The sequence below is a fragment of the Changchengzhania lutea genome (assembly GCF_006974145.1).
Classification (GTDB): domain Bacteria; phylum Bacteroidota; class Bacteroidia; order Flavobacteriales; family Flavobacteriaceae; genus Changchengzhania; species Changchengzhania lutea.
Genome location: NZ_CP039456.1, coordinates 3,567,224 through 3,587,486, shown reverse-complemented (window position 1 = coordinate 3,587,486; position 20,263 = coordinate 3,567,224). Strand labels below are relative to the sequence as shown.

The window sequence follows — 20,263 nt, the reverse complement described above, 5'->3', positions numbered from 1 at the left end:
CTATTTTACATAACAACAAATTATAGATACAAATGTTTTAAAAAACTCTGCGAAGCAAACCGATTAATAGTTTAATGACCCAAGTTCCAATTATTCTAATGAAAACGAATGCTTCTGGGATATTTTACATAATACTACATTATAGCTATCAAATGGATAACCACTCTTATTAACTAAACAATACATTTGTACTATAATTTATATTATGTCAAATAGAATATTTTTAACTCTTTAGACTACAACTCTTTAGATCTGAATGATTAAGCCAGTTATTGAAGCTAAAAATAAGTTATCAAAATTCTTCTGCTAAAATAGTATTAACAATTTTAGATGGATTTTTAATTTTAGGATCTTTTTCATTAACAATATCTAAATCTCCTTTCCCTTCAATCTTAAACTCTTCAGATTCATCCTTATTGTAATTTGGGAAAACACAAAGTGTGAATGTTATCATAATTTATTTAATAGCGTTAAATCCGTAATTTGATTATACCTTTGTTTGGGGAGCTGTTAAAAAGGCGCTTCCTTATATCACGCTATTTGTTGGCGCAATATATTTGCTCGATTATTTTTTCGGAATTAATAAAGCATTAGTTCATCTTACCGAAGTGCTTCCTAGCTATGGTGTTTTAGTTTTCTTTTTTGTTTCTGAAATAGTATTAGGTCTTATTCCTCCAGAGATATTCATCGCCTGGTCTAGTAAAATGAATTCTCCTTGGCTATTTCTTAGCTACTTGGCTGTTTTGTCTTACGTGGGTGGCTTAATTTCATACTGGATTGGAATATACATTACCAATTTACCTAAGGTCCACGATTATATTGTAAATAAACTTCAAAAACAACTCAAAAATTCAAAAAAATGGGGTGGTTTCCTAATTATGGTTGGTGCGATTCTTCCACTTCCATTTTCAATGGCCTGCATGACTGCTGGTATTATCGAATTTCCTTTTAAAAATGTCGTGCTTTATGGTTCCTTGCGCCTTGTAAGATATGCCGTTTATGGGTTTATTATATTTAGTGCTTTATAGTAATTAGTTTTTAAATCCAATAGAATATTCCATTTTCTGTCCTATTTTTGACGAAAATAAGATTCCCATGTCATTTCTTAATATTTTCAGGATTGTTGCCTTGTTAGAAGGCCTTTCATATATCCTTTTATTGTTTATCGCGACTCCTATTAAATATCTTTCTCAAGACCCTCAGTATGTCAAAATGCTAGGGATGCCCCATGGCTTGCTCTTTATGGCGTATATTATTTTAGCTTTTATGATAGCAAAGGAATTAAATTGGTCAAGGAAAACATTATTCGTAGCTCTGGCAGCATCCATCATTCCGTTCGGAACATTTTATGTGGATAATAAATATTTAAAACCCAAAGAATCATGAGCAAATTTCAGCATTATCTACATGATTATTTAGTTGCAAACGGCACGCCTGAAAACGTTGCAGTGTACATAAACATGTTGGCCTTGCTTGTCATCATGCTTATGGGCATATTAGTGATCGATTTTTTAATTAGAAAAATCTTAATTGGTGCATTTACAAATTTTGCCACACGTACTAAAACTAATTTTGATGACTTTCTTATTTCCAATAAAGTACCAAGAAATATCGCTCATATTATCCCACTCTTAATTGCGTTGGAATTTTTCCCTATTGTTTTTAGGGACTTTCTCTATTTTGAAAACATTGTTGAAAAAGGCTTACAGATTTTCGCCATAATTTTAACACTGTGGATTGTTAGAAGTCTATTAAATACTTTAAAAGATTATTTAAAAACGCTTCCCAGCTTAAGGGACAAGCCCATTGATAGTTATATCCAGGTTTTTATGATTTTTGCATGGCTTGGTGGTTTTCTCTCTGCCGTAGCCATTGTCACCGGAACCTCGCTTACCTCATTTTTAACGGCGATGGGAGCAGCTTCGGCCATAATTATCCTTATTTTTAAAGATACTATTTTGGGTTTCGTGGCCAGTATCCAGGTCTCTATAAATGATATGGTTCGCATTGGCGATTGGATTACTTTTGAAAAATATGGCGCTGATGGTGATGTTATTGAAATCAATTTAGCCACCGTGAAAGTTCAAAATTTTGATAAGACCATAACCACTATTCCCACCTATGCCTTGATTTCTGATTCCTTTAAGAATTGGCGTGGTATGATGGATTCAGATGGTCGCCGTATTAAACGAGCCTTATTTATCAAACAGGACAGTGTCATCTATTTGACTCAGGATGCTGTCGATGATTTGAAAAGAATACAGCTTATTTCAAGCTATTTAGAAAGCAGACAGTCTGATATTCTAGATTATAACAACGCCAATGCCATTGATAAATCCTTATTGCTCAACGGAAGAAACCTCACCAATATGGGCGTGTTTAGAAAGTATATTGATACTTATTTAAAAAATCATTCTGCCATTAATAAAGATATGATGATCATGGCGCGGCAATTAGCACCAACCAATCAAGGCATTCCTTTGGAAATCTATGCCTTTAGTAGTGATAAACGCTGGGAAAATTATGAATATATCATGTCGGATATATTTGATCATCTTATTGCGGCACTCCCCTATTTTGGTTTGGAAATTTTCGAACTGCCGAGCAGTTCTAATTTTAAAGCCAATGTGCCACCTAATTAATCACTGGTTTTTGTGATATCGCATCATTTAATCTTACGATATAAAAGCCTGATGAAAACGTGTTTAAATCGATCTCGACTTCACTTAAGCTATTATAGTCCTTATTATAGAGTTCTCCAAGCAAGGAGAATAAACTTTTAATATCTTTTGAAACGTGTGACTGGAAGCAATAATAAACCTGTCAGTTTGAGTGGTAGGAGTAATTGAAGTAAAGTCCCAAATATCCTGTGATTGAGAATTTATTGTGATTAGAAATAACAATATTGGAAGCGCAATTTTAAAGGTTTTCATAGCAAGGTGGTTGATTAAAACGAAAAAATGGATTTAGTTAAAAGTACTAAATCCATTTAAAGTCATGGTAATGAAATCGTTAAGACTTATATATTATCGACTAACCAGTCCCCGACTTCTTTTGTACCGTATGATTTTCCACCGTTAGCTAAATCTTCTGTAACCATGCCTGCTTCTAAGGACTTATTAACCACATCCCGAATGACCTGACCTTCTTCCTTCAAATCGAATGCTGTTTCAAACATCATGGCTGCTGATAATACGGTTGCTAAAGGGTTTGCTATGTTTAAACCTGTTGCCTGTGGATACGACCCATGAATGGGTTCAAATAATTGATTATTTGTTCCTACAGACGCCGATGGCATTAAACCCATAGATCCCGAAATTACAGACGCTTCATCTGTTAAAATATCTCCAAAAAGGTTTTCAGTAATTAACACATCATAGCTATTGGGCCATTGTACCAAGCGCATCGCCACGGCATCAACAAATTCGTAACTCACTTCAACTTCTGGATAATCTTTCTCCATCGCTTGTACCGTTTCACGCCATAGTCTGGAGGTTTCCAAAACATTGGCTTTATCAACACAGCATAATTTTTTAGAACGCGTCATCGCTAATTCAAATCCTTTTTTAGCTAAACGCTGTACTTCGGCTCTTGTATAAACACAGTTGTCATAAGCCGTTTCACCACTATCTCTCCTCCCCTTTTCCCCAAAGTAAATTCCTCCAGTTAATTCACGTAAAAACACCAAATCTGTGCCTTCAATACGCTCTCTTTTTAGAGGTGACTTATCAATTAACGAAGGAAACGTAAAGGTTGGCCTAATATTAGCAAACAAGCCTAATTTTTTACGCATTTTTAGAAGCCCTTGTTCTGGTCTCACTTGGGCACTAGGATCATTATCGTATTTCGGGTGACCAATGGCTCCAAATAATACAGCGTCAGCATTCATGCATATCTCATGCGTCTCATCCGGATAAGGTGCACCAACGGCATCTATAGCTGCAGCACCCGTTAAGGCTGGTGTCCATGTAATCTCATGTCCAAATTTTTTAGCCACGGCGTCACTAACTTTAACGGCTTGTTCTATAACTTCTGGTCCAATACCATCTCCTGCTAAAAGTGCTATTTTTAATTTCATCTATTTGTAATCTAGTTTATTATAATATTTAACATCTTCTCAGTAGCCTTTATTGCAGATACCGTTTGATCGGAATCCAAGCCACGGGTTTTAAATTCTTTTTCTATACTTTTCCAAGTGATAATGGTTTCGCACAAGGCGTCAGAACGACTGCCAGGAGGAATACGAACGGCATAGTCGATTAAATCTGGTAATACCATATTTTTCGTTATAAAAATACTTCTAATGGCATTCATAAAAGCATCAAACTGCCCATCACCCTGCTCATGTTCTTCAAACATTTCATTATTGATTGAGACGGAAACAGTAGTAGAAGGTTTTAATCCTTTTGAATGTGTAAGTACGTAGGAGTTAACCTTTACCTTTTCTTCATAAGTTCTATCCAAAACATCCGAAATAATATAGGGCAAATCCTCTTTGGTAACCACCTGTTTTTTATCGCCTAAATCAATAATTTTTTGAGTGACCTTTTTTAAGTCGGCATCATTGAGTTGCAAACCGAGTTCCTGCAAGTTCTTTTGAATATTGGCCTTCCCAGAGGATTTTCCTAAAGCATATTTTCGGGTTCTACCGAATCGCTCGGGTAATAAATCGCTAAAATATAGATTTTTTTTGTTGTCACCATCTGCATGAATCCCAGCAGTTTGAGTAAACACATTGGCACCAATAATAGGTTTATTCGCTGGAATCAAAACACCAGAAAACGTCTCTACCAACTTACTAACGGTATAGAGCATTTTTTCATTTACACCAATTTTAAGGTGCGGTAAAAAATCATTGATGACCGCAATAGTGCTAGCCATAGGTGCATTTCCAGCACGCTCACCCATCCCATTGATGGTTAAGTGTAAACCATCTGCTCCGGCTTTTAATGCTTCCATAACATTCGAAACGCCAAGATCATAGTCGTTATGCGCATGGAAATCGAAATGCAAACTAGAGTGTTTATTTTTTATTTCTGAAACAAATTCAAAAGACTCTTTAGGAGTCATAATGCCTAAAGTGTCTGGAAGCATAATACGCTTCACAGCTTGTCCAGACAAAAAGTCTAAAAATTCGAAAACATAGTCTTTAGAATTTCGCATGCCATTACTCCAATCTTCCAAATAAATATTGGTGTCAATATTACTTTCTTGCGCTAAATGAATAGCTTCTGAAATATCTTTAAAATGCTGATTTGGAGTCTTTTTAAGCTGATGAGTTAAATGATTTAATGAGCCTTTAGTCAATAAATTTTGAACTTTTGCCCCAGCATCTACCATCCATTTTATTGAAACGCCATTATCTACAAAACTCAACACTTCAATAGCATTGATATAATTATTTTCTGTTGCCCAATTCGTAATGCCCTTTACTGCTTGAAATTCACCTTCAGATACTCTGGCTGAAGCAATTTCAATGCGGTCAACTTTTAATTCCTCTAATAGCAGTTTGGCAATGGTTAATTTTTCTGAAGCAGAAAAAGACACACCCGAGGTTTGCTCACCATCGCGCAATGTCGTGTCCATTATTTCAATATGTTTTGAAGTCATTATAGCAATAGCTTGCTTGCAAATGTTTCTATATCGCCTTTAATATTTTGTAAATAATCAATATCATCAAAACCATTCAGCATATTATCTTTCTTATATGTGTTTATATCAAAACTCTCTTGATCACCAGTAGATAGAATCGTAATGGTTTGATTAGGTAGATTGATTTCAATTTCGGTATTTGGATCATTATAAATGGCCTCAAATATTTTCTCAGAAAACGCATCAGTTACCTGCACTGGTAATACGCCAATATTTAAGCAGTTATTTCGGAAAATATCTGCAAAAAAACTGGAAACCACACAACGAAATCCATAATCATACACTGCCCAAGCGGCATGTTCTCTCGAAGATCCTGAACCGAAATTTTTTCCTCCTACCAAAATTTTACCACTATATATTGGATTATTCAATACGAAATTTTCTTTTGGTGAATTATCAGGATTGTAACGCCAATCCCTGAATAAATTATCGCCAAAATTTTTACGCTCTGTCGCTTTAAGAAAACGTGCTGGAATAATTTGATCGGTATCTACATTTTCTAAAGGTAGAGGCACCGCTGTACTTGTGAGGATATGAAATTTATCGTAAGCCATTTTTAATTTGCTTTTGGCCTTTAGCTTTTGGCTATTGGCATATTTTATTATTAAGTTTTAGCTAATAGCTATTTTCAAAGTAAGTCTCTTGGATCTGTCACCACACCTGTTACCGCAGCAGCGGCGGCTACTAAGGGACTAGCAAGCAAGGTTCTAGAACCTGGGCCTTGTCTTCCTTCAAAGTTTCTATTAGAGGTACTCACAGCATATTTACCAGCAGGGACTTTATCATCATTCATTGCTAGACAAGCCGAACAACCCGGTTGTCTTAGTGCAAAACCTGCTTCTGTAATAATATCTAAAATACCTTCTTCTATAATTTTTGCTTCTACTTCATGAGACCCTGGAACCAACCAAGCTGTCACATTATCCGCTTTTTTCTTCCCTTTAACAATGGATGCAAAGGCTCTAAAATCTTCAATTCTCCCATTGGTACAGCTGCCTAAAAATACATAATCCACTTGTTTGCCAATCATGCTGTCATTTTCATGATAGCCCATGTAATCCAATGATTTTTTGTAAGTAGCTTCACCTCCTTTAGCTTTCCCTGCTTCAGGAATATTTTTAGAAATGCCCATACCCATGCCTGGATTTGTACCGTAAGTAATCATTGGTTCAATATCGCTGGCGTCAAAATGTAGCTCTTTATCAAATGTTGCATCTTTATCAGTCTTTAGAGTAGACCAATATACCACCGCTTTATCCCAAGCTTCACCAGTTAGCGATAACGGACGTCCTTTTAAGTAATTAAAGGTAGTTTCGTCTGGAGCGATCATGCCTCCACGTGCGCCCATCTCGATAGAGAGGTTACAAACTGTCATCCGGCCTTCCATACTCATGTTTTCAAATACATTTCCAGCATATTCAACAAAATAGCCAGTAGCACCAGATGTCGAAAGCTTCGATATGATATATAAAGCAACGTCTTTTGACGTCACACCTTTTCCTAAAAGGCCGTTGACATTAATGCGCATTTTTTTAGGTTTGGGCTGCATGATACATTGTGTAGCCAAAACCATTTCAACCTCAGAAGTCCCAATACCAAAGGCAATAGCTCCAAACGCACCATGCGTAGAGGTGTGTGAATCACCACAAACTATGGTGGCACCAGGAAAAGTAATTCCATTTTCAGGGCCAACAACATGGACTATCCCATTTTTTTGATGGCCCAAACCCCAATGGCTAATGCCATATTCGTTTGAATTATCTTCTAACGCTTTTAACTGTTTTGCAGATAAGGGATCTACTACTGGAAGGTGCTGGTTTATAGTAGGTGTATTATGATCTGCTGTAGCAAACGTACGCTCAGGATAAAGAACACCAAGGCCACGGCTCTTTAGACCTAAAAACGCCACAGGACTTGTGACTTCATGGATAAAGTGACGGTCTATAAAAAACACATCTGGACCATCTTCAATTTTTTTCACAACATGCGCATCCCAAACTTTATCAAACAATGTATGACTCATAAATAAGCTGAATTTAAATTTTAAACTATGATGCACCAAAAAAGCAGTAGCATTTTACATCATAATACTTCACAAATTTATAAAAAACAGCATTTTTTTGAAGTTAATTCAAAGTTTAAGATGCTTTGCTTAGAAACTTTTATAAAATTACTAACAGATACGAGTTTTAATGAATTTAATGCAACAGAATTATGAAATTGCTTATAATTTTTAAACAGGCTATTTTTACTATTTAATCCAACCGATCTTTTACAAATTCGATGTGGTTTTTTCCATGTGGTTTCGCTTTGCCATCATCTCCTAAATTAACCATAACGATGTTGGAAATAGTAATAATGGTTTCCCTAGTCATCTTATTTCTCACTTCACTGCTCAGTACGATTGAAGCTTTTCCAAATTTTACGATTTCTATACCGATTTCAATAATATCTCCTTGTTTAGCACTCGATTTAAAATCTATTTCACTCATGTATTTTGTAACAACACGCTGATTTTCTAATTGAATGATGGTATATAAAGCCGCTTCTTCATCAATCCATTCTAATAAACGGCCACCAAATAATGTTCCATTTGGATTTAAATCTTCAGGTTTTACCCATTTTCTAGTGTGAAATCTCATAACTATAATAATGTTTGTTGTGAATTGTCATTTGGGATGGTTAACGCATAGCCTAATTCAGAATTAAGTTTTCTTATAAAATAGGCTGATAAAAGCGGAGACTCTTTTTCAATGTTTTGATGAATAAAAAAGTCAATTTCTTTTATCCCTTGATCTTTCCATGTTTTTAAACGCGCAACCCAATCATCCAAACGCGTGTAATCCGATGGGTGATTTGCTCCTACATATCTAATGAAAGCTGTTGAATTTGTTAAACACATATGCATTAAACCCCGTCTTCCTGCTGTATCGACAATTACGTTGGATATGTTATTTGATTCTAAAAGTTGATATAATTCATTGGCTACAGAGTCGTCATTGTACCAATTTGTGTGTCTGAATTCAATGGCTAGTGGGAATTCTTTTGGCCAGTTTTCGACAAAAGCAATAACCCTGTCAAAATCCTTTGGAGCAAAATTACTGTGCATTTGAAGAAAAATAGTACCTAATTTATCTTTTAAATTCGAAGCATTATTTAAATAGTTTTGAACAACTTCATTCGTCCCATTCAATCGTTTCCAATGACTAATTTCTTGATTTAATTTAGGAAAGAACTTGAACCCTTCTGGGGTTTTATCGTACCATGTTGCAAATTGATCAGAAGGGAAAATTCTGTAAAAAGTAGCATTTAATTCAATAGAATTAAATTGTCTTGAATAATACGCCAATTCGTCCTTCGTGCCTCTGGGATAAAATCCTTTTAGGTCTGCCCGATTCCATTTAGCACATCCTACGTATATTTCTGGTAAATTATCGTCCTTTACCAAATTCAATACTCGCTTTGTATCTGGGTGATCCTGAGGTAAAGTAAAGTCAACAGTTTCTGGATTATCTACGCTTCCAAATTTCATATGAATATTTTTAAAATAAAGATAGTATTATTTATTGTTAATAATATAGTTGATAATTATAGTTGGTCATCGACATACGTGCTTCATTTATATATATTTTTAGTAAAAACCATACATTATGAACACGAGACAGTTTAGCTTAAAGAGTATTAGACCGGAAATTCCTAGCGCCACCATTAATGATTATATGAGTAGCGATGAACGATTTCAAAACTTAGTGTTGCGCCCCATCATTAAATTTCAGAATGACTTATTGGTTGAGGCTTTTAAAAATTATATTGTAAAGCATAAATCCGTTTTCCATAATTTAACTTTGGAAAAACGTCTGGTTTATATTGAAAATTCAATTCAAAGAGATATGAAATTTCGAAATTCTTTAAAGGGTATGATTATGGGACAATTTACCGTTGAAGAATATCTGCTATATATCGAAAATTCATCAGCTTTGAATAAGCGGATGATGAATATTGTAAAAGAACGTTTACTGAGTAATGTTCAGCTTTTTGTAAAACCCGAATTGCTTAAAGCAGTTTAATCTTTAAGCGTTGACATCCCATTCAAATCAGTTGTTAAGACATCGCTCATATAATTGAAATATGGGCGAATAGCCTGAAAAGCTTTATCGACTACCTGTATAAAATCTTCATCAAAAACGTCCTTATCAGTGAATTTTTTGGTGAATATGAATTGTTTTCGTTTTATTAAATCGATAGATTTATGGTTTTTATCAAAACCTCTGGGCGCCGTTTTTAATTCATCGCCAACAAAACCACCCCAAATACTTTTAAAATTCTCGTTATCTAAAATAGCTCTAATCTCTTCGTCATCCATTTCGAACTCTTTTCTAATTCTGTGTAGGTCTTCTTTTGCTGGCTCCCAAAAACCGGTCGCAATAAAACTTTCATTGTTGGGTTGCAGGTGTAAATAATAACCACCTCTTAGTCTTGGTTTTATTCTGTGGAATGATCCACCAAAGTGTGTTTTATAGGGTGCTTTATTTTTAGAGAACCGCACATCCCTGTAAATTCTGAACAACTTGAGTTTGTCCAGTTCATCGTGCTTGTTTAAATTATTATAAACAGCCTGATAAACCAATTTTACTTCATTTTCGAGGGCTTTGAATTCGCTTTTGTTATCATTAAACCATTCCCTATTATTATTTTTTTCTAACTTTTTTAGAAAATTGAAAACTGACTTTGGTACGGTTTCTTTCATATTAAAGATCTTATATTTATAAAGTATGTAAAATACAAAAAGTCCCAATTAAATTGGGACTTTTTAAATGCAATTAACTCTATTTTATTTTCTTTTCATGTATGTTTTAACTTCAATCTGATCAGCTTCCTGATTATAGTATTCCACAACAAAGTTCCCTTCCTTGTCAAAATACCCAATGCCAGCATGGGATTTTCCGTTTACAATATAATACCCATCAGATTTGGTGCTTAAAGCATTTCCGAAGCTTTCAAATTCGTCAGCTTCTGTATTATAATTAATATCAAAACCTCTGTTAGTTGGTTTGAATAAGTATTTCTCGTCATTAAGACTAAAATAACTTTCTTTAGTAATCGCATCATATTCTGAGTCTCCATCATTGTCAACAAGCACCAGTTTTTCAACTTTTGCACTTGATTTTACGCGATCCTGATTTACCTTTTCTTTTTGGCTTTTATCCAATTCTACTTCAGAAGTTTCTCTAGTGATAACTTTAACCTTTCTTTCAGTGGTTTTTTCATCGTCCTTAACCTTAACAGTCTTAGTTTCAGTTTCTTCCTTTACCTCTGTAGGTTTTTCCTGTGCAACCACATTACCAGCAATTAGTAATGCAAATACATATAATAAATGCTTCATAATTTTAAATTTTAACTATTTATACTTAATTTATTTTTTCAAAATGAACTCATCTTGACTTTTTGTGTTTAACCGAAAATGAGATGAAATTTATCCAGATTAGGCACTTTTTGAAAGTCATAGCATCGCTACGGATAAAAAAAGTAACGAAATATGGTCAGATTTCGGCCATTTTTTAGGAAATAGAAAAAGTCAAGATGAGTTCAATATATCCTAAATGCTAATTATCATCGTTAGCTTCTTCTCTGGCCTCTTCAATTTCATCTTGTAAATCTTCAGCAGCATCTTTTACGTCATCAGAAGCATCTTCTAAATCTTCACCCATGTCTTCCATAGCTTCTTCAATTTTCTCGTCAGGCGTTTTTTCATCTCTACAACCTGTAAAAACTGTTGAAAGTGTAAATAAGAATACGAATGTTACTATTATTTTTTTCATAATTTTATGTTTAATACATCTATGGCAAATTTAAGGGAAATAAAAAAGAGGCCCTAGCTCATTCCAACTAAATGCGTGCTCAAATCACCATAGTATATTATTTGTGGTCTGATTTCCAGAGAACTAGATTGCCTTTATAAAGATTAAAACGGGAAATACGGCCTTTTGGGTCGCTACTGAAACTCTACACTATGAAGTATTAAACCAGATGCTGGAGCTATATAATTCATTTGCTCATCGTAGTTAGGAAGTAGGCTTTCTTCAATACTTTTTATGGTGATGTTCCCTTTGCCTAAATCGATTAAGGTGCCCATCATAAGTCGGATTTGATTGCGCATAAAGCCCTTGCCCTTCACCCTAAGGAAGTAGGTGTCCTTAGGGAAATAACTCGCTGTATATACCGTGTTTTCTACCAATTCGCAGCATAAGACTTCACGTTGATAGATTCCGTTATCCGTCGGGCGAAAGCAATAGGCTTTAAAATTATGAGTCCCTTCAAATAATTTCGCACCCTTTTTCATAAGCGCTATATCTAAATCATCCAGAATCGTTGTCATAATGGGCGCACAAAAGGGATGGCACTTTTCGCCATGTGTAAATAAATATAAATATTCTTTAATTTTTGAACTTTGAATAATATTAAAACCGGCATCCACTTCCACGATATCCAAAGCACGAATATCCTGTGGCAAATTATGATTAAATAATGCTAAAAAGTCTTTTAAATCCACAATGGGCGCTCTTAAAAATAATTCGAACGCCGCCGATTCTGCGGACACCATAGCATCGGTTCTGCCGGAACTTAAACTTTTAAAATACTTGCCCTCAAGAATAAAATTCAATGTTCTGTCAACCATAAGATGTACGGTTTTTACATTAGGTTGCTTTTGCCACCCGTGAAAACGGTAGCCTAAATATTGAATTTTTATAAGGTAAAAGTATTTCTTCATAACTATTTTAAAGATTCGGAAAGTATGATATTTTATTATTATAGCAAAAAATTATACCTTGTATACATTATTAACCAACCTAACACGCTTTATTATGAATACTACACCTTCAAACAAACCACCAATTTGGTTTTGGATCATTAGCGTCATTGCTCTTATCTGGAACTTAATGGGCGTTAATGCCTACCTACAACAAGCTTTTGATACGGACAGCTTTCGTGCTATGTACAGTGAGGAGCAATTAAATATGGTCGCTAATACACCGGCATGGGTAACTGCGGCATTTGCAATTGCTGTATTTAGTGGGGCATTGGCTGGCATTGCCTTGCTCATTAGAAAAAAATGGGCCACAACTTTATGGCTTATTTCATTAGTTGCCGTGATTTTTCAAATGGGTTACGTATTAACTAATGGATACGAGTCCAGTATGGTAATGACCATCATGATTATTGTATTTGCCATTCTATTTCTTTTATTTTCTAGGCACGCCAATGCTAAAGGTTGGCTATCTTAAATAATTAAAACGAAGCATTATATGAAAACATAGTGTTTCGTTTTTTATTTATGGCGTTTTTTTAAAACAGATGCAATATCATTTAAGGTGAACCCTTTAGCTTGTAACAATATTAAATAATGAAACAGCAAATCAGCACTTTCATCTAAAAACAAATCATCATTATTGTCCTTCGACTCAATCACAACTTCAACGGCCTCTTCGCCTACTTTCTGAGCTATTTTATTAATACCTTTTTTAAATAAGGAAGCCACATAAGACTCTTCTGAATCTGCATTCTCTTTTCTGTTTTTTATAACATCTTCGAGCTGAGAGAGAAAACCATAATTCACCGTATTTGATTCATTCCAACAAGTGTCTGTGCCTTTATGACAGGTTGGGCCTACTGGATTGACTTGAATTAATAAAGTGTCATTGTCACAGTCGTTCTTTATACTGACTAGGTTTAAAAAATTACCGCTTTCTTCGCCTTTGGTCCATAAGCGCTGTTTACTTCTACTAAAAAAAGTAACTTGTTTTGTCTCTATCGTTTTCGAGTAGGCTTCTTCATTCATATAACCCAACATCAACACATTATTGGTGATGGCATCTTGAATGATTGCGGGTACCAACGCCCCCTCTAACTCCTCCCAAGGGGGAGAAATAACACCTGTATTTATTTCGTTTTTCATGTTTAAATATTTAATTCAATGTTAGTCCATCCTTTAAGAACTAGGGGCTAATCGCACTTCGATATGATTTGCTTTTAATTCTTTTTTTAATTCTGAAATTGGTATTTCACCAAAATGAAATACGCTGGCAGCTAATGCAGCATCTGCTTTACCAATTTTAAATGTATCAATAAAATGTTGAACGTTACCCGCACCTCCTGATGCTATAATTGGAATGTTCAATAGTTCTGACAATTGGGACAAAGCTTTATTGGCAAAACCATTTTTAGTACCATCGTGATTCATGGACGTGAATAAAATTTCACCGGCACCGCGTTGCTCCACTTCTTTTGCCCATTCAAACAAATCAAGATCTGTTGGAATGCTACCGCCCGCTATATGCACTTTCCAGTTTCCATCAACTTGTTTTGCATCGATGGCGACCACGATACATTGGCTTCCAAATTTATTGGCCAATTCATTTACCAAATCAGGTCTTTTTATGGCAGATGAATTAATAGATACCTTATCTGCGCCGCATTGTAAAAGCGCATCAACATCTTCGACACTGGAAATGCCGCCGCCTACAGTAAATGGAATGTTGACCTGTTCAGCCACATGTAAAACCATATCCAAAGTCGTAGCACGGCCTTCCAAAGTGGCAGAGATGTCCAAAAAGACCAATTCGTCCGCGCCTATATCGGCGTATTGTTTTGCCAGTTCCACTGGGTCACCAGCATCACGTAAATCAATAAAATTAACGCCTTTCACGGTACGACCATTTTTTATATCTAAGCAGGGGATGATTCGTTTTGTTAGCATCTACACAAATTTCTCCAATTCTTTTAAACTAATTCTATTTTCATAAATAGCTTTCCCAATAATCACGCCTTCACAACCAATGTCCTTTAAAATAGGTAGTTCTTGAATAGAGGAAATACCACCAGAAGCTATCAGTTTAATAGACTGACCGCTACTACTGTTAGAACATTCTGAGATAATATTTTTGTATAAATCTACAGATGGTCCTTCTAGCATGCCATCTTTGGAAATATCAGTACAAATGACGTACTGGATGCTCTTCTTTTGATATTTCTTTATAAACGGAATCAACTCTTCTTTACTCTGCTCTAACCATCCGCTTATGGACACTTTACCATCGTCACTATCGGCACCTAAAATAATTTTAGCGGCGCCATATTTAGAAATCCATCCTTCAAACGTTTGTGGGTCTTTTACGGCGATACTGCCACCAGTAATTTGCCTTGCGCCAGAATTAAATGCAATGTGCAAATCTTCATTTGTTTTTAATCCACCACCAAAATCAATCTTGAGCATTGTTTTAGAGGCAATCTGTTCTAAAACCTTAAAATTCACAATGTGTTGCGCTTTAGCTCCATCTAAGTCCACCAGATGCAAATATTCAATACCTGAGGCCTCAAAGGCTTTAGCAATTTCTAACGGACTTTCACTATATATTTTTTTAGTGCCATAATCGCCTTTGGTTAAACGCACACATTTTCCGTCAATAATATCTATGGCTGGTATAATTCTCATCCTCTCCCTAACCCTCTCCAAAAGAGAGGGAATTTATTTGTTATAAATTTAAAAAATTCCTTAAAATTTGTGCTCCTGCAATACTACTCTTTTCTGGATGAAATTGAACGCCATAAAAGTTATCATGTTGTAAGGCTGAAGCATAATTTACCTGATAATCTGTTGTGGCTATGGCTTGGTCGCAAAGTTCGGCATAATAGCTATGTACCAAATACATATATTCATTTTCTTTGATGCCCTTAAATAAATCGGATTTTAAATCCTTTATGACATTCCATCCCATATGAGGAACTTTCACATCGCTTGAAAACCTTTTTACTTCCGTATCAAAGACGCCAAGACCTTTCGTATCGCCTTCTTCTGTAGTATTACATAATAATTGCATGCCTAAACAAATGCCCAATACAGGTTGCTTTAAGGTGGGAACCAATTGATCGAGACCACTTTCTTTCAACATCTTCATGGCAGAGTTTGCTTCACCTACGCCGGGAAAGATAATTTTATCTGCAGCTGATATTTCATCTGGATTGTTGGACAATACCGCGTCATAACCCAATCGTTTAAAAGCAAATTGGATACTTTTTATGTTGCCAGCGCCGTAATTAATAATGACTAAAGAAGAAGCCCCTTCTAGCTTCCCCAAAGGGGAAGGACGCTTACTCAAACCTATAGATTTACTCATTTTTTTTAAATTTCATTAAAATTTCAATTTGCATTTTAAACAAATCTTGAAATTCCCCCTTTGGGGGCTAGGGGGCTTATAGCATGCCTTTCGTTGAAGGCAGGATCATTTTTTCAACATCGCGTTTTACGGCCATTTTAATTGCTTTTGCGAAGGCTTTAAATATGGCTTCAATTTTATGGTGCTCATTGGTGCCTTCTGCTTTGATGTTTAGATTACATTTTGCTCCGTCTGTGAATGATTTAAAAAAATGATAAAACATTTCAGTAGGCATTTTACCAATCATTTCACGTTTAAAATCGACTTCCCAGACCAGCCAATTTCTACCTCCAAAATCAATGGCAACTTGAGACAAGCAATCGTCCATTGGCAAGCAAAAGCCATAACGTTCAATGCCCAATTTATTGCCTAAAACCGTATTGAATAATTCGCCTAAAGCAATGGCTGTATCCTCTATAGTGTGATGCTCATCGACATCCAGATCGCCATCTACTTTTATAGTTAGGTCTAACTGACCGTGACGTGCAATTTGATCCAACATATGATCGAAAAATGCTAATCCCGTATCCATCTGACTTTTTCCGGTGCCATCTAAATTCAGGTCAATGGCAATTTTTGTTTCATTTGTATTTCTAACAATACGACCTGTTCTTTCTTTAGTTTTTAAAAAAGCATAGATGTTCTCCCAATCATTAGATTCTAAAGCAATAAAACTATCTAATGCTTCGCGCTTAACCGTTATTTCATTGGTGCCCAAGTGTGTATCGTCGTTTATGAAAACACCCTTTGCACCTAAGTTTTTCGCCAACTCTATATCGGTTAATCGATCGCCAATAACAAATGAGTTTTCTAAATCATAATCATCAGAGAAATATTTTGTCAATAAACCTGTATTCGGCTTTCTTGTTGGCGCATTGTCTTTTGCAAATGTTCTGTCAATAAACTGTTCTTTGAAGTCGATGCCTTGATCTTTAAAACACTTAATGATAAAATTATGAATGGGCCAGAAATCAGTTTCAGGGAAATCTGTAGTCCCTAATCCATCTTGATTAGTAATCATAACCATTTCAAAATCTAATTCTCTAGCAATTTTCCCCAAATATTCGAATACTTTTGGGTAGAACCCCAACTTATCCAACGAGTCAATTTGCTCATCTGCAGGTTCTTTAATTATTGTGCCATCTCTATCAATAAAAAGTACGCGTTTCATTATATAGACTTTAAGGTTTTTATTAGTTTTTTATTCTCATCTGAAGTGCCAATCGTTAATCTTAAGCAATTATTGCATCCAGGTTGCGTGGTTCGGTTTCTAGTCACAATACCCTGTTCGATCAATTGATTATAACGCAGTGTGGCGTCATCGACTTTTATTAATATGAAATTGGCATCAGAAGGATGAATTTTTGAAACAAAGGTAACCTGATTTAATTCGGCTATCAATTTCTCACGTTCCTCAAGAATAGCCGCTATTTGGTTTTTTGCCAAATCCACTACACCCAACTGTTCTATTGCTTTTTGCTGCGTTAGTTCATTGATATTATATGGCGGTTTTATGGTATTCAAAACGGAGATTATATCTGCCGAAGCATAACAAATACCTAGGCGTATTCCCGCCATACCATAAGCTTTGGATAAGGTCTGGGTGATAATTAAATTAGGGAATTCTTCTAATCGCTTTAACCAACTTGCTCCTTTTGAAAAATCAATATACGCTTCATCAATAACAACGATGCCTTTAAAATTCGTTAAAAGTACTTCTACACTTTCTTGACTGAAACTATTTCCGGTGGGATTATTGGGCGAACATAGAAAAAGTACTTTGCTATTATTATCTATAATACTTAGAATAGCTTCGGCATTGGGTTGAAAGTTCTCAAGTAAATTTACCTTACGAATCTCAACGGCATTCAGATTGGCCAACACCTCATACATACCGTAAGTTGGAGGCAAAATGATGACATTATCTTGATTGGGTTCACAGAATGCTCTGTAAATTAAATCAAGAACTTCATCACTGCCATTGCCTAATAGAATATTTGCCGGAGCAATACCTTTAATATCTGATAATACTGACTTAAGTGCTCCCTGCTGTGGATCTGGATATCTATTGATTCCATTATTAAATGGGTTTTCATTGGCATCTAAAAACACCATAGTCTCATTACTACCTTGAAATTCATCACGTGCAGAAGAGTACGGTTTAAGTGCTTTTATTGAAGGCCTTATCAAGTTTTGAATATCCATTATTTCAAATCTTTTAATCGGATTGACACCGCGTTTTTGTGAGCCTGTAAACCTTCTGCCTCAGCCATCAGTTCTATAGTTTCACCAATATTTAACAAGCCTTCTTTTGAAATCTTTTGAAAGGTCATAGCCTTTAGAAAACTATCTAAATTCACTCCAGAATAGGCTTTACTAAATCCGTTAGTGGGTAGGGTATGATTGGTTCCTGATGCATAATCGCCGGCACTCTCTGGCGTATAATCTCCTATAAAAACTGAACCCGCATTGGAAATACCATCCACAAAAAAAGATTCGTTTTTGCTGCAAATAATGAAGTGTTCTGGGCCATATTCATTTATGAGTTGTAATGCTATTTCATCATTTCCAACAAAGATCAGTTTGGAATTCACTATTGCTTTTGCTGCAATCGCTTTACGCGGAAGCACCTTTAATTGCTTCTCGACTTCTCTTGAAACCAAATCAATTAACTTTCTTGATGTGGCCACTAAAATAACCTGACTGTCTGTGCCGTGTTCAGCTTGACTCAACAAATCCGAAGCGATATAGGCTGCATTGGCGTTGGCATCTGCAACTATTAATAATTCACTTGGGCCAGCAGGCATATCAATAGCAACACCATACTTAGTTGCCAATTGTTTTGCTACTGTGACAAACTGATTTCCTGGACCAAAAATTTTATATACTTGGGGAATCGTATCGGTTCCAAATGTTAAACCGGCTATGGCTTGAATGCCACCAACTTTTATAATTTTAGTCACCCCGCACAATTTTGCCGCGAATAGAATTTCTGGTGCTAGGGCACCTTTTTTATTTGGTGGCGAGCATAATACAATCGTTTTACAACCTGCAATTTGTGCTGGAACAGCAAGCATTAAAACCGTTGAAAACAAGGGTGCAGTGCCTCCTGGAATATATAATCCCACTTTTTCAATGGGACGTTTTTCTTGCCAACATTGTACGCCTGCAGTGGTTTCTACTTCTATTCTTGATGTTTTCTGGGCAGCATGAAAAACTTCTATATTTTGTTTTGCAGTTTTTATGGCATTCTGTAGCTTTTTGGGAACACGGGAAATGGCAGTTTCAATCTCTTCTTCTGAAACCATGTTTGAATTTAAATCAACCTTATCAAACTGCGATGTATATTTTTTAATAGCCACATCACCTTCTCGCTTTACGTCATCAAAAATCTGATTTACTGTCGCTTCAATAGCATAGACTGTCTGCGTAGGCCGTTTTAAAATATCTGACCATTCACTTCTATTAGGATTATCTATAATTTGCATAGCCTTTGCTTTAAAGCACCATTTTTTCGATTGGACAAACCAAAATACCTTGGGCACCTTTGTTTTTCAGTTCGTCAATCACATCCCAAAACTGGTTTTTATTTATAACGGAATGCACAGAACTCCAACCGGCCTCGGCAAGTGGCAATACCGTCGGGCTTTTCATTCCTGGAAGAACGTTTATAATATCTTGTAATTTGTTGTTAGGTGCATTCAACAATATGTATTTGGATTGCCTGCCTTTTAGAACGGATTGAATTCTAAATTGAATTTTATCTAATATGGCTTGCTTTTCTATACTTAAAAGAGGGGAAACAGCTAGTACCGCTTCAGATTTTAAAATAGTTTCAACCTCCTTCAGATTATTTTTGAATAAGGTACTTCCGCTAGACACAATATCGCAAATAGCATCTGCTAAGCCAATATTAGGCGCTATTTCTACGGAACCATTAATAATATGAAGGTTCGCATTGATGCCCTTTTCTTTAAGATATTGATTGACCGTATTTGGATACGAGGTAGCAATACGCTTACCTTCCAAATCATTCATACTATTGTATGTCATGGCTTTAGGAACCGCAATACACACTCTACACGTTGAGAATCCTAATTTTTCTGCAATAAGAATATCATTGCCTTTTTCAATCAATACGTTTTCGCCAATTATGGCCACATCAACAACGCCATCTTTTAAATATTGTGGAATATCACCATTTCTTAAATAAAAGACTTCGACTGGGAAATTTTTTGCGGAAGCCTTTAATTGATCTTTTCCATTATCTATAGAAATACCAATATCCTTTAATAAAGCCATGGAATCGTCATGTAAACGTCCTGATTTTTGTACTGCAATTTTTAATTTACTCATTTTTCATTTTTATGAGTTTGAAACAATTTATGCGAACTAAAATT

General features: G+C 35.5%; 24 protein-coding genes. 5 read left to right on the top strand and 19 right to left on the bottom strand.

Annotated elements, in window-relative coordinates; translation table 11 throughout:
* Positions 1-292 precede the first annotated feature (292 nt).
* The gene (locus FAF07_RS18610) at positions 293-454 is read right to left on the bottom strand and encodes a hypothetical protein (RefSeq protein WP_185956465.1); all 162 of its coding nucleotides are present in this window, start codon (positions 452-454) and stop codon (positions 293-295) included.
* A gap of 103 nt (positions 455-557) precedes the next feature.
* Here FAF07_RS18610 and FAF07_RS16140 point away from each other — a divergent pair, with 103 nt between their 5' ends.
* The 3 genes from FAF07_RS16140 to FAF07_RS16130 all read left to right on the top strand — a co-directional run bounded on the left by FAF07_RS16140 (position 558) and on the right by FAF07_RS16130 (position 2,642).
* Positions 558-1,028, top strand: coding sequence for a YqaA family protein (locus FAF07_RS16140; protein WP_246067726.1), 471 nt, complete (start codon positions 558-560; stop codon positions 1,026-1,028).
* Positions 1,029-1,095: 67 nt separating this feature from the next.
* Entirely contained in the window at positions 1,096-1,386 is a 291-nt protein-coding gene (locus tag FAF07_RS16135) for a DUF3817 domain-containing protein (RefSeq protein ID WP_142786084.1), read from the top strand.
* On the top strand, positions 1,383-2,642 hold the full coding sequence (locus tag FAF07_RS16130) for a mechanosensitive ion channel family protein (RefSeq protein WP_142786083.1): 1,260 nt from the start codon (positions 1,383-1,385) through the stop codon (positions 2,640-2,642). The genes FAF07_RS16135 and FAF07_RS16130 overlap by 4 nt, the downstream gene beginning before the upstream one ends.
* Positions 2,643-3,019: 377 nt before the next feature.
* Here the strand turns inward: FAF07_RS16130 and leuB are convergent, their stop codons facing one another.
* From leuB to FAF07_RS16100, 6 genes are all read right to left on the bottom strand, one after another.
* On the bottom strand, positions 3,020-4,078 hold the full coding sequence (gene leuB, locus FAF07_RS16125) for a 3-isopropylmalate dehydrogenase (RefSeq protein ID WP_142786082.1): 1,059 nt from the start codon (positions 4,076-4,078) through the stop codon (positions 3,020-3,022).
* 11 nt (positions 4,079-4,089) lie between these two features.
* A complete protein-coding gene (locus tag FAF07_RS16120) occupies positions 4,090-5,610 on the bottom strand; it encodes an alpha-isopropylmalate synthase regulatory domain-containing protein (protein ID WP_142786081.1) in 1,521 nt (506 codons plus the stop codon).
* Positions 5,610-6,206, bottom strand: a complete 597-nt coding sequence (gene leuD / locus FAF07_RS16115; protein ID WP_142786080.1) for a 3-isopropylmalate dehydratase small subunit — start codon at positions 6,204-6,206, stop codon at positions 5,610-5,612. Before leuD ends, FAF07_RS16120 begins: the two co-directional genes overlap by 1 nt.
* Positions 6,207-6,280: 74 nt before the next feature.
* Positions 6,281-7,675: a 3-isopropylmalate dehydratase large subunit gene (leuC, locus tag FAF07_RS16110; RefSeq protein ID WP_142786079.1), complete on the bottom strand. Its 1,395-nt coding sequence runs from the start codon at positions 7,673-7,675 to the stop codon at positions 6,281-6,283.
* A 232-nt stretch (positions 7,676-7,907) separates the two neighbouring features.
* Positions 7,908-8,294 (bottom strand): acyl-CoA thioesterase, encoded by a 387-nt coding sequence (locus FAF07_RS16105; protein ID WP_142786078.1) that lies wholly within the window; start codon positions 8,292-8,294, stop codon positions 7,908-7,910.
* A gap of 2 nt (positions 8,295-8,296) precedes the next feature.
* A complete protein-coding gene (locus FAF07_RS16100; protein WP_142786077.1) occupies positions 8,297-9,184 on the bottom strand; it encodes a DUF72 domain-containing protein in 888 nt (295 codons plus the stop codon).
* A gap of 118 nt (positions 9,185-9,302) precedes the next feature.
* Here FAF07_RS16100 and FAF07_RS16095 point away from each other — a divergent pair, with 118 nt between their 5' ends.
* Complete coding sequence (locus FAF07_RS16095) at positions 9,303-9,719, top strand: glyoxalase (RefSeq protein ID WP_142786076.1); 417 nt, start codon at positions 9,303-9,305, stop codon at positions 9,717-9,719.
* On the opposite strand, the gene FAF07_RS16090 is transcribed toward FAF07_RS16095, so the two are convergent.
* From FAF07_RS16090 to FAF07_RS16075, 4 genes are all read right to left on the bottom strand, one after another.
* Positions 9,716-10,399 (bottom strand): DUF2461 domain-containing protein, encoded by a 684-nt coding sequence (locus FAF07_RS16090; RefSeq protein ID WP_142786075.1) that lies wholly within the window; start codon positions 10,397-10,399, stop codon positions 9,716-9,718. The genes FAF07_RS16095 and FAF07_RS16090 overlap by 4 nt on opposite strands.
* A gap of 84 nt (positions 10,400-10,483) precedes the next feature.
* Entirely contained in the window at positions 10,484-11,035 is a 552-nt protein-coding gene (locus tag FAF07_RS16085; protein ID WP_142786074.1) for a hypothetical protein, read from the bottom strand.
* Positions 11,036-11,255: 220 nt separating this feature from the next.
* Positions 11,256-11,471 carry a hypothetical protein gene (locus tag FAF07_RS16080; RefSeq protein ID WP_142786073.1) on the bottom strand — a complete coding sequence of 72 codons (216 nt, stop codon included), beginning with the start codon at positions 11,469-11,471 and terminating at the stop codon, positions 11,256-11,258.
* A 173-nt stretch (positions 11,472-11,644) separates the two neighbouring features.
* Positions 11,645-12,421, bottom strand: coding sequence for a tRNA pseudouridine synthase A (locus FAF07_RS16075; protein ID WP_142786072.1), 777 nt, complete (start codon positions 12,419-12,421; stop codon positions 11,645-11,647).
* 94 nt (positions 12,422-12,515) lie between these two features.
* On the opposite strand from FAF07_RS16075, the gene FAF07_RS16070 reads away from it, so the two are divergent.
* A complete protein-coding gene (locus FAF07_RS16070) occupies positions 12,516-12,935 on the top strand; it encodes a hypothetical protein (protein WP_142786071.1) in 420 nt (139 codons plus the stop codon).
* 44 nt (positions 12,936-12,979) lie between these two features.
* Here the strand turns inward: FAF07_RS16070 and hisIE are convergent, their stop codons facing one another.
* From hisIE to hisG, 8 genes are all read right to left on the bottom strand, one after another.
* The gene (gene hisIE, locus FAF07_RS16065; RefSeq protein WP_142786070.1) at positions 12,980-13,606 is read right to left on the bottom strand and encodes a bifunctional phosphoribosyl-AMP cyclohydrolase/phosphoribosyl-ATP diphosphatase HisIE; all 627 of its coding nucleotides are present in this window, start codon (positions 13,604-13,606) and stop codon (positions 12,980-12,982) included.
* Between the two features lie 33 nt (positions 13,607-13,639).
* Positions 13,640-14,407: an imidazole glycerol phosphate synthase subunit HisF gene (gene hisF / locus FAF07_RS16060; RefSeq protein ID WP_142786069.1), complete on the bottom strand. Its 768-nt coding sequence runs from the start codon at positions 14,405-14,407 to the stop codon at positions 13,640-13,642.
* Positions 14,408-15,142 (bottom strand): 1-(5-phosphoribosyl)-5-[(5-phosphoribosylamino)methylideneamino]imidazole-4-carboxamide isomerase, encoded by a 735-nt coding sequence (gene hisA / locus FAF07_RS16055; protein ID WP_142786068.1) that lies wholly within the window; start codon positions 15,140-15,142, stop codon positions 14,408-14,410. It lies immediately after the preceding gene.
* A 40-nt stretch (positions 15,143-15,182) separates the two neighbouring features.
* Positions 15,183-15,824 (bottom strand): imidazole glycerol phosphate synthase subunit HisH, encoded by a 642-nt coding sequence (gene hisH, locus FAF07_RS16050; protein ID WP_142786067.1) that lies wholly within the window; start codon positions 15,822-15,824, stop codon positions 15,183-15,185.
* A gap of 76 nt (positions 15,825-15,900) precedes the next feature.
* Positions 15,901-17,034: a bifunctional histidinol-phosphatase/imidazoleglycerol-phosphate dehydratase HisB gene (gene hisB, locus FAF07_RS16045; RefSeq protein ID WP_142786066.1), complete on the bottom strand. Its 1,134-nt coding sequence runs from the start codon at positions 17,032-17,034 to the stop codon at positions 15,901-15,903.
* Positions 17,034-18,068, bottom strand: a complete 1,035-nt coding sequence (gene hisC / locus FAF07_RS16040) for a histidinol-phosphate transaminase (protein WP_142786065.1) — start codon at positions 18,066-18,068, stop codon at positions 17,034-17,036. Before hisC ends, hisB begins: the two co-directional genes overlap by 1 nt.
* Positions 18,068-19,351 (bottom strand): histidinol dehydrogenase, encoded by a 1,284-nt coding sequence (gene hisD, locus FAF07_RS16035; protein WP_142786064.1) that lies wholly within the window; start codon positions 19,349-19,351, stop codon positions 18,068-18,070. Before hisD ends, hisC begins: the two co-directional genes overlap by 1 nt.
* A 10-nt stretch (positions 19,352-19,361) precedes the next feature.
* The gene (gene hisG, locus FAF07_RS16030; RefSeq protein ID WP_142786063.1) at positions 19,362-20,219 is read right to left on the bottom strand and encodes an ATP phosphoribosyltransferase; all 858 of its coding nucleotides are present in this window, start codon (positions 20,217-20,219) and stop codon (positions 19,362-19,364) included.
* Between the last annotated feature and the right edge of the window lie 44 nt (positions 20,220-20,263).